At 69.8% G+C, this 8,951-nt stretch carries 10 protein-coding genes; 3 read left to right on the forward strand and 7 right to left on the reverse strand.

The genetic code is table 11. The features are described 5' to 3' along the window. Positions 1-11: 11 nt before the first annotated feature. The gene (locus FV228_RS13120) at positions 12-2,003 is read right to left on the reverse strand and encodes a HAMP domain-containing methyl-accepting chemotaxis protein (RefSeq protein ID WP_238260100.1); all 1,992 of its coding nucleotides are present in this window, start codon (positions 2,001-2,003) and stop codon (positions 12-14) included. Positions 2,004-2,465: 462 nt separating this feature from the next. Here FV228_RS13120 and FV228_RS13125 point away from each other — a divergent pair, with 462 nt between their 5' ends. Beyond that, a complete protein-coding gene (locus FV228_RS13125; RefSeq protein WP_007566531.1) occupies positions 2,466-2,645 on the forward strand; it encodes a DUF1328 domain-containing protein in 180 nt (59 codons plus the stop codon). 17 nt (positions 2,646-2,662) lie between these two features. Further along, complete coding sequence (locus FV228_RS13130) at positions 2,663-3,517, forward strand: SDR family oxidoreductase (protein WP_147855035.1); 855 nt, start codon at positions 2,663-2,665, stop codon at positions 3,515-3,517. A gap of 124 nt (positions 3,518-3,641) precedes the next feature. On the opposite strand, the gene FV228_RS13135 is transcribed toward FV228_RS13130, so the two are convergent. From FV228_RS13135 to FV228_RS13145, 3 genes are all read right to left on the reverse strand, one after another. Next, positions 3,642-4,385 carry a Crp/Fnr family transcriptional regulator gene (locus FV228_RS13135; protein ID WP_147855029.1) on the reverse strand — a complete coding sequence of 248 codons (744 nt, stop codon included), beginning with the start codon at positions 4,383-4,385 and terminating at the stop codon, positions 3,642-3,644. Positions 4,386-4,486: 101 nt separating this feature from the next. Continuing rightward, positions 4,487-4,825, reverse strand: coding sequence for a hypothetical protein (locus FV228_RS13140; RefSeq protein ID WP_308447701.1), 339 nt, complete (start codon positions 4,823-4,825; stop codon positions 4,487-4,489). 152 nt (positions 4,826-4,977) lie between these two features. Next, a complete protein-coding gene (locus FV228_RS13145; RefSeq protein ID WP_147855030.1) occupies positions 4,978-5,937 on the reverse strand; it encodes a cation diffusion facilitator family transporter in 960 nt (319 codons plus the stop codon). Positions 5,938-6,061: 124 nt separating this feature from the next. Between FV228_RS13145 and FV228_RS13150 the strand changes: the two genes are divergently transcribed. Beyond that, positions 6,062-6,499, forward strand: coding sequence for an HIT family protein (locus FV228_RS13150; RefSeq protein WP_147855031.1), 438 nt, complete (start codon positions 6,062-6,064; stop codon positions 6,497-6,499). Positions 6,500-6,805: 306 nt separating this feature from the next. Here FV228_RS13150 and FV228_RS13155 read toward each other — a convergent pair whose 3' ends face one another. The 3 genes from FV228_RS13155 to FV228_RS13165 form a co-directional block, all read right to left on the reverse strand. After that, positions 6,806-7,165 (reverse strand): PilZ domain-containing protein, encoded by a 360-nt coding sequence (locus tag FV228_RS13155; RefSeq protein WP_147855032.1) that lies wholly within the window; start codon positions 7,163-7,165, stop codon positions 6,806-6,808. A gap of 62 nt (positions 7,166-7,227) precedes the next feature. Continuing rightward, a complete protein-coding gene (locus tag FV228_RS13160; RefSeq protein ID WP_147855033.1) occupies positions 7,228-7,458 on the reverse strand; it encodes a hypothetical protein in 231 nt (76 codons plus the stop codon). A 101-nt stretch (positions 7,459-7,559) separates the two neighbouring features. Continuing rightward, a partial coding sequence (locus FV228_RS13165; protein ID WP_147855034.1) for an NAD(+) synthase occupies positions 7,560-8,951 on the reverse strand: 1,392 nt, incomplete at its 5' end.

Genomic DNA, 8,951 nt, shown 5'->3' on the forward strand with positions numbered 1-8,951 from the left:
AAAGCCCGGGCCTAGGCCGCCCGGACGGTCGCCAGGAAGCGCCGGACCTCGGCCGTGAGGTGCTCGGACTGCCGCGACAGCTCGGAGGCCGAGGCCAGCACCTGAGCGGCGGCCGCGCCGGTCTCCTCGGCGGCACCGGCGACGCCCGCGATGTTGCTGGTCACCTCGCCGGTGCCCATCGCGGCCTGCCCGACGTTGCGCACGATCTCCTGAGTCGCCGCCCCCTGCTCCTCGACGGACGCGGCGATCGAGGCCGCCACGGTGCTGATCTCGCGGATCCGGCCGCCGATGCCGCCGATCGCCGACACCGCGTGGCCGGTCGCGGCCTGGACCTGCCCGATCTGCCGGCCGATCTCCTCCGTCGCCTTGGCGGTCTGGTCGGCGAGCGCCTTCACCTCGCTCGCCACAACGGCGAAGCCCCGGCCGGCCTCTCCGGCCCGGGCCGCCTCGATCGTGGCGTTGAGGGCCAGCAGGTTCGTCTGCGCCGCGATGCCCTGGATCATCGCCACCACGTCGCCGATCCGGGCGACCGTGCCGCTCAGCTCCTGCACCATCGCGGCGGTCTGGTCCGCCTCGGTCACGGCGGTGCGGGCGAGCTGCGACGAGCCGTCGACCTGCCGGCCGATCTCCTGGACCGACGAGCCGAGTTCCTCGGCGGCGGCCGCGACCGTGTTGACGTTGCTGGCGGCCTCTTCGGCGGCGGCCGCCACCGTGGTGGACTGGCTCGCCGTCTGGGTCGCGGTGGCGGTCATCGTCTGGGCGGTGGCCTGCAATTCGGTCGCCGAGGACGAGACCATGCCGACGATCCCGCCGACCGCCTGCTCGAAGGCGTCGGCCATCTGGCGCATGGCGGTGCGCCGCTGCTCCTCGGCCGAGGCGCGCGCCAGGGCCGTCTCCTCCTCCAGGGCCTTCGTGCGGATCAGGCTGTCCTTGAACACCTGCACGGCGCCGGCCATGGCGCCGAGCTCGTCCCGGCGCCCGGTGCCCGGGACCGCCACGGCGAGGTCGCCCTCGGCAAGGCGGCGCATCGATCCGGCCAGCCCCAGCAGGCCGCGCACCACGCGCACCTGCATGATCAGGATCCCGGCCGCCGCCAGGCCGGCCGCGAACACGATGACCGCGAGGGCCGAGAGAAAATCCCGGTTCGCCGCGGCGGAGGCGGCGCTGGCCTTGGCCACGGCAGACTCGATCACCGTCAGCGCGACGTCGACGATCGCCCTCTGGCCCGCGACCACGCCGGCATCCCAGTCGGCGACGGGGAACGGCAGCGTCCGCCCCTCGGAGACCGCTGTCAGGGCGGCCTTGCGCATCGCGCCCACCGGCCCGGCATAGTAGAGCCGATCCGCCCGGTCGTAGGCCTCCTTCACCGAACCGTCGAAGCCGTTGACCCGGATCATGCGCCCGACGAGCTGCCAGGCCGTCCGGTTCTGGGCGTCGGCGCTGTTCAGCTGCGCCCAGTCATCAGGGGTGGCGGCGCGGTCGGCGGCCAGGATCTGGCTCACGACCAGCGCCGCGCGGCCGTCGGTGGTGCGGGCCAGCCACGTCGTCGCCCGGGCATCGATGAGGCTGCCATAGGCCGGGTCGAGGTCTTGGATCGCGCTCTCGGTCGCGTCGGAGGCGGCATCGAGCGCGGCGAGCAGGCGGTTGCCGAGTTCGTCCATGCGCGTGCGCAGGGCCGGGTCGCGGGCCGTCACCGGCTGGTCGAAGGCCGCGTCCAGGGCCTGGCGCAGCTGCCGCCACGCGCCCACCAGGGCCTCCAGTTCGGTGCGCTTCGCCTGCAGCGCCGGATTCGCCACGCCGCCGAGTTGTCCGAGTGCGATGTCGGCCGCCGCATTGAACGGGGCGCGGGCATCGAGCGCGAGTTGCCGGTGCTTCCGGTTGGCCTCGGGCTCCTTGACCAGGGCGGTGAGGCCGTAGCCGCGCTCGATCCGAACCTGCGTGAGGCTCGCGAACAAGTTGCGATCGATGACCATGAAGGTCGTCACCTGATCTGCTATATCCATTCGCGATTTGCTTCTGAGTATTTGTATTCCAGCGAGGAATATGGCGAGAAAACCCAGCATCGCCACGAGGGTAATGACTACAGTTCGGATCGAAAGCGCGCGCACAATTATTGTCCCTGCCTAATCGCCGCGACGGTGTGTCCGAAACATATTCCGAACGGTTAATTCGCTATCGTCGAACCCTTCTGGCCAGGAACAATGACCTTCGTCTGTAGTTGCGGTGCCACGTCCCCGTCGGGCCTTGCCGGTTCGCGGACCGTGTATCTCGCCTTTTAAGCGAGAATTTCGTTGGCGGGGCCGATGCCGTTCTTCCCCGCCGAGGCCGGCCGACGGCTCGACCCGGCCCCGCCGCTAAGAATAAAAGGCTGTCGGAGCCGTGCGCGCGCGGAACGGTCTCGCTTGCGGCCGGTTGAGGGATCGATTGTAGTTCGCCCGTGCCTCGGGCGCATCCGGAGTGACGCGATGACCTTGCTGAAATGGGCCCTCATCTGCTTCGTGATCTCGCTGATCGCGGGCGGGCTCGGCTTTACCGGCATCGCCTCGGGCGCGGGCTCGCTGGCGCGCATCCTGTTCGGCCTGTTCCTGCTGGTCGCCATCGTGATCGTGGTCATCGCCTTCGCGGTCGGCCAGGCGGTGTTCTGAGCCGCGTGGCGGACGCGATGCGGGACACGGTCTGCCTCGTCACCGGGGCGACCAACGGCATCGGCTACGAGACGGCCCTGGGGCTCGCGCGCGACGGCGCGCGGGTCGCCATCGTCGGCCGGGATGCCGGCAAGACGCGGGCGTGTGCGGAGCGGATCCGTTCGGCGGTCCCTGGGGCGGTCGTGGATCCGCACGTCGCGGACCTGTCCGGCCAGGGGGAGATCCGGCGGCTCGCCGGGTCGCTGCGCGAGACGTATCCCCGCCTCGACGTGCTGGTGAACAACGCCGGCGCGATCTTCGACCGGCGCGCGCTTACGGTCGACGGCATCGAGCGCACCTGGGCGCTCGATCATCTCGGCTACGTACTGCTGACGCTCGAACTCCTCGACACCCTGAAGGCCGCGGCGGCTGCCGGGGCTAAGCCGCGCATCGTCAACGTCGCCTCGGCGGCCCATGAACGCGGGCACATCGACTTCGCCGACATCGAGGGCGCCCGGCGCTACGGCGCGATGCGGGCCTATGCCCAGGCCAAGCTCGGCAACGTGCTGTTCACCTACGCGCTGGCCCGGCGGGTGCGGGCCGACGGCATCACGGTCAACGCCCTGCATCCCGGGGTGATCAACACCGGCTTCGCCAAGAACACCGGCGGCCTGTTCGGCACCGCCTGGTCGCTGATGCGCCCGTTCCTGAGCAGGCCCGACAAGGGCGCCGAGACCTCGCTCCACGTGGCGACCGCCCCCGAACTCGACGGCGTCACCGGCCGCTACTTTTCACGGTCCCGGCCAAAGACCTCGTCGGCCGAGAGCCGGGACGAATCCGTTCAGGAGCGCGTCTGGGCGCTGAGCCTCGCGCAGGTCGGGCTCGGCGGCTGATCGGTCTTCGCGACGCCTGCAGGGCGTCGTGCCCCGCCTGGCCCAGTCAGGCCTGCCGCCTCGGTCGGTGCCGCGCACGGCCCGACGCCGCATCGTCGGGGCGCGCGGTTCGTTCGGGCGTCCCTCACACCAGCTGCGGCTCCATGTGCAGGTAGCGCGGATCGAATTCCGCGAAGACCTTCAGGCGCGCCCAGTCCAGGATCGTCAGCGTGCGCTGTCGATGTTGGATCATCTTCTCGGCACGCAGGTCCCTCAGGATGCGGTTGACGTGCACGGGGGTCAGGCCCAACGCGTCGGCCATGACCGACTGGGTGATCGGGAGGGCGCAGCGTCCGTCCTCCTTGACCAGGCCCGCCGCCTTCTGCCGGACGTAGAGTTCACAGAACAGGTGCGCCAGGCGCCTGGGACCGGACCGGCGGCCGAGCCCGATCATCCACTCGTTGGTGATCGAGGCGGTCACCAGCACCTCGCGCCAGAGCGCCGCCATCACATCGTGGTGGTGCACCATCAGGTCGTGGAGGGCGCCGTGCGGGATCAGGGCGACGGTCACCTGTGTGAAGGCGCCGATGCCCAGGTCGGCGGTGGGCAGGTGCAGGCTCTGCAGGTCGGGGATGTCGCCCGCGATGTGGAACGCCAGGAACTGACGCTCCCCTTTCTGCATCAGCTTGAAGCGCCCCATCCAGCCGCTCAGGACGAAGCAGCAGCTCTCCGAGCGATCGCCGGGATGGATCAAGTCGGTGTTCGGCTCCAGGGCCTGCACGGTGACCGGCAGCGCCATGATGGCGCGCTGTGCCGCATCGCAGATCGGCATGTTCCGGGACAACCGCGCCACGAGCATCGCTAGCGGATGGGTCGTCGTCAGCTGCATCTCGCTCCGTCTCGTCTGCTCGACGGAAGCGCACGCCTCTCCCAGTCACCGAGGCCTGAGCTTGAGCGGAAGCCTCGCGTGAGAAATTCACATAGATCAACTCAACCCCGTGAAACCGATCCTGCGCACGGGCTTGGCGTGCCCGCCGCCGAAGCGGATACCGGTTCGGGGTCGGCGAGCGCTCCGAATCGGGGCCCGCTTGAGCGCAGCAGCCACGGGCCGGTGTAACTCAAGGTGGCGGTGTAGATCGGCTTGCCGTCCTCGTCCGTGACGACCACCGAGAACGTGCGGCGGTCGCCGTCGTCCGGCACCTCGTCGCGCGCGATGTCCGGGAGCAGGCGCAAGACATGCTGGCGGACGGCCGGAAGGTCATCGAGCGTGGTGCCTTCGTCATCGCGGGCGACGCCGCCGTCATAGATGTCGAAATAGTAGCGCGGCATGCATAGATTTTGCCGTCGCCAGATTTCATCGGCCACAACGCAGATGAGAGTCCCCGCCACAGAAGGCGATGCCGGGACGGCGTGAGCGGACGCGCCGACCTACCGGCTGGGTCCCGACGACGCGGCGGGTCGGCCGGGCGGTCAGGTCCCCGTCACGCCGCCGCCCGCACCGCGTGGTCGGCCTGGTGCTGGATCTCGATGAACACCCGCGTCACGTCCGGGTTGCGCTGCTTCAGCGCCTTGTCGAGGCGGGTGACGAGGCCCTCGACCTCCCCGGCGCTGAGGTCGTCGGCCATGTCGATGCTGACGTTCACCAGGATGTCGGTCGGCCCGAGATGCTGGGTCAGCACCTCGTTGAGGTGGAGCACGCCGGGCTCGGCGCGCACGAGGTCCGCGATCGCCGCCACCACGGCGGGGTCGGCCGCCTCGCCGATCAGCAGGCCGTGGGTCTCGATCATCAGGAACACCGCCATGCCGACCAGCACGAACCCGATCCCCACCGAGGCCCAGCCGTCGAGGCTCGGCTTGTCGAGCCAATAGGCCAGGACGACGCCCACCAACGCGATCAGCAGGCCAATCAGCGCGGCGGTGTCCTCGGCCAGGATCGTGAACAGGGTCGGATCCTTGCTGCGCCGGATCGCCCGCATCGCCGAGTTCTGGCCCTTCTCGGCCCAGAACTGGCGCACCGCCACGAACCAGGAGAAGCCTTCGGCCACGATGGCGAAGCCCAGGATCGCGACGTTCACCCAGATGCCCGGAAGCGTGTAGCCGAAGACATGGGCGTCCGCGTCCGGCGAGGGGTGGCGGACCCGCTCGACGCCCTCGTAGATGGCGAAGATGCCGCCGCCCAAAAAGATCATCAGCGCGACCACGAAGGCGTAGAAGTAGATCTCGCGCCCGTAGCCGAACGGATGGCGGGCATCGGCCGGCTTCTTGGCCCGCTTCATGCCGACCAGCAGCAGCACTTGGTTGGCCGTGTCGACCACCGAGTGCACGCCCTCGGCGAGCATCGCGGTCGAGCCGGTGAGCGCGCCGCCGACGAACTTCGCCGCCGCGATGGCGAGGTTCGCTCCCGCCGCCGCGTAGATCGCTCCCGTGCTCTCGTGCGCCATCCCGGCCTCCGTGTCCGCCGCCAAACCTCGCCACCCAAGCGTTGCCGTGCGGCAGCGGTTCCCGTGTGGACGCGTGGGGGTGCCCCGTGCAAGCTGAGATCGATCAGGACGCCTTGGAGGACGCATGGCCGACGCGCAGTACGACCCCGACAACATCTTCGCCAAGATCCTGCGGGGCGAGATCCCGTGCCACCGCGCCTACGAGGATGCGGACACCCTGGCCTTCATGGACGTGATGCCCCAGGGCGAGGGCCACACCCTGGTGATCCCCAAGGCGCCGTCCCGCGGGTTGCTCGACGCCGACCCGGCCGCCCTGGCTTCCCTGATGGCGAGCGTCCAGACGGTGGCCCGGGCCGTGAAGGCGGCGTTCGAGGCGGACGGCCTGACCGTGTTCCAGTTCAACGAGCCGGCGGGCGGGCAGACCGTGTTCCACCTGCACATCCACGTCATCCCCCGGTTCGAGGGCGTGCCGCTGAAGCGCCACGAGGGCGGGATGGCCGACAACGCGGTGCTGGCCGAGCACGCGGCCCGGATCCGGGCGGCTTTGGAAGCCGGGCGCTGAAAGTCCCGATTTCACAAGGCCGTTGACGCAGCGCTTTCAAGGTGTTTGGCCACGCGCGCCCCTTTCCCAGACAGGTGAAGCGAAGCGGAACCTGATCCGGGACCCAGCACACGAAGCGCCGCGCCAGCGGCACAGGTCGATCGGACGGACGCTTCGCGCCGTCGTGTGCTGGGTCCCGGGTCGCATTCCGCTGGCGCTGCATGCGCCCGGGAAAAGGACCGTGCAGACCGCGCCGGATGCCTCAAGGGCCAGATCCAGAGTCTTGCCTTGAACCCCGCCAAAGGGCGTGCCCTTTGAGATCCCGGTTCAGGCCGCGCTGGCGATGAGCCGGCGCAGGGCGGCGTTCTCGGCTTCGAGTTCGCTGATCCGCTGCCGCAGGGCGGCCTCGGTATCGATGGCGGACGGGGCCACCCGGGCCGGCTCCTCGAACACCACGCCGATCCCGTCCTCCCGGCGCCAGCACAGGCTGGCCCGGTAGGTCCGGTCCCGCTGCGGGATGTAGAGGTCGAACGCCTGCGGCAGGGTCGTGGCGTCGCTCAGGACCAGCCGGGCGCCCGAGGCCGAGAGGTCGCGCACCAGGCAGTCGAAGCTCGACGAGCCGTTGTTGAAGACGATGCGCCCCTTGAGGAAGACCCTCTGGCGCGTCTCTTTGCGAAGCTCCGTCATGCGGATCAGTGTGCCGGCCAGCTCTTAAGGATTCCTGGCCGAGATACCGTACTCGGGCCTATTCAGCTGATAAAGCGCCGGTCCACCGTCTGGAACAGGTAGAAGCCGTTGAAGCGCACGGCGGTGTCGGCGGCCCGGTCGTCGAAATCCAGGGGCTGCCGGCTGGCGCCGTCGAGCTTGCCTCCGAAGGTCCAGCGGCCGGCGCCGATGAACGGCGGCACGGTGCTGGCCTCCGGCACCGCGCAGCACAGGCCCTCGACCGCCTTGAGCTGGAACAGGTTGTAGCTTCGCATCGGAGTCCCTCCGCTTGGCCGCCCCGTCTGCCGGCTCATCGCGATGCGAAGAATCGGCTTGACCGTAGCCATAATGGCACAATCGGCCGAGTTTGTGACGGTCACGTTTCAGGGACGTTTCGGTCGAGCTCCGCGATCCAGATCCGCGCCGAGCCGTCGGACGGCGCGCGCCAGTCGCCCCGGGGCGACAGCGAGCCCCCCGCCGACACCTTCGGGCCGTTGGGCAGGGCCGAGCGCTTGAACTGGCTGAAGCCGAAGAACCGTTTCAGGAACACCCCGAGCCAGCGCCGGATCTCGGGCAGGTCGTAGGCGACCCGCTTGGTTTCGGGGAAGTCCGGCGCCCAGTGGCCGCGCGCGATATCACCCCAGGCGTGCAGCGCCAGGAAGGCGATCTTCGAGGGCCGGAGCCCGTAGCGCAGCGTGTAGAACAGGTTGAAGTCCTGGAGCGCGTAGGGGCCGATCGTGGCCTCGGTGCTCTGCGGGCTGTCGTCCTGGTCCACCGGCACCAGCTCGGGGGAGATCTCGGTGTCGAGGATCGCCTGGAGGATGTGGTTGGCGTCCGCGCCGACCTCGCGCTGGCTGATCACCCAGCGGATCAGGTGCTGGATCAAGGTCTTGGGCACGCCGGTGTTGACCGCGTAGTGGCTCATCTGGTCGCCGACCCCGTAGGTGCACCATCCGAGCGCCAGTTCCGAGAGGTCGCCGGTGCCGATCACCAGTCCGCCCGCCTGGTTGGCCAGGCGGAACAGGTAATCGGTGCGCAGGCCCGCCTGCACGTTCTCGAAGGTCACGTCGTAGACCGCCTCGCCCCGCGCGAACGGGTGGCCCATGTCGGCCAGCATCTGCCGGGCCGCCGGGCGGATGTCGATCTCGGCGGCGGTGCAGCCCAAAGCCTTCATCAGCGCGTGGGCGTTGGTCTTGGTGGCGTTCGAGGTGGCGAAGCCCGGCAGCGTGTAGGCCAGGATGTCCGAGCGCGGGTAGCCCAGGCGGTCGAACGCCTTGGCGATCACGATCAGCGCGTGGGTCGAATCGAGGCCGCCGGAGACGCCGATCACCGCCTTGCGGGTGCCGGTGGCCTCCAGCCGCTGGGCGAGCCCGGCCACCTGGATGTTGTAGGCCTCGTAGCAATCCTGGGCGAGCCGGGACGGGTCGGCGGGCACGAACGGGAAGCGCTCGATCCGCCGGATCAAGCCGAGATCGTCGGCCGGCGGATCGAGCCGGAAACCGATCCGCCGGTAGGGGAGGGGGCTGCCCGGAACGTTGTCGTCGAAGCTGCCGGCCTGGAGACGGTCCTGCGCGATCAGGTCGAGGTCGATGTCGGCGAGCGTCGCCACCGGGCCGGTGGGGAAGCGCTGGCCCTCGGCCAGCCGCACCCCCAGCTCGTCCACGCTGGTCTGGCCGTCCCAGGACAGGTCGGTGGTGGATTCCCCCTGGCCGGCGGCGGCGTACACGTAGGCGCAGGCGCCCCGCATCGAGGCCGCGCGGGACAGCAG

The sequence above is a fragment of the Methylobacterium sp. WL18 genome, from assembly GCF_008040015.1.
Taxonomy (GTDB): Bacteria; Pseudomonadota; Alphaproteobacteria; order Rhizobiales; family Beijerinckiaceae; genus Methylobacterium; species Methylobacterium mesophilicum.

Coding starts and splice junctions, on each gene's coding strand:
- FV228_RS13120 (WP_238260100.1), bottom strand. CDS start 2,003: ATGGATATAGCAGATCAGGTGACGACCTTCATGGTCATCGATCGCAAC.
- FV228_RS13125 (WP_007566531.1), top strand. CDS start 2,466: ATGACCTTGCTGAAATGGGCCCTCATCTGCTTCGTGATCTCGCTGATC.
- FV228_RS13130 (WP_147855035.1), top strand. CDS start 2,663: ATGCGGGACACGGTCTGCCTCGTCACCGGGGCGACCAACGGCATCGGC.
- FV228_RS13135 (WP_147855029.1), bottom strand. CDS start 4,385: ATGCAGCTGACGACGACCCATCCGCTAGCGATGCTCGTGGCGCGGTTG.
- FV228_RS13140 (WP_308447701.1), bottom strand. CDS start 4,825: ATGCCGCGCTACTATTTCGACATCTATGACGGCGGCGTCGCCCGCGAT.
- FV228_RS13145 (WP_147855030.1), bottom strand. CDS start 5,937: ATGGCGCACGAGAGCACGGGAGCGATCTACGCGGCGGCGGGAGCGAAC.
- FV228_RS13150 (WP_147855031.1), top strand. CDS start 6,062: ATGGCCGACGCGCAGTACGACCCCGACAACATCTTCGCCAAGATCCTG.
- FV228_RS13155 (WP_147855032.1), bottom strand. CDS start 7,165: ATGACGGAGCTTCGCAAAGAGACGCGCCAGAGGGTCTTCCTCAAGGGG.
- FV228_RS13160 (WP_147855033.1), bottom strand. CDS start 7,458: ATGCGAAGCTACAACCTGTTCCAGCTCAAGGCGGTCGAGGGCCTGTGC.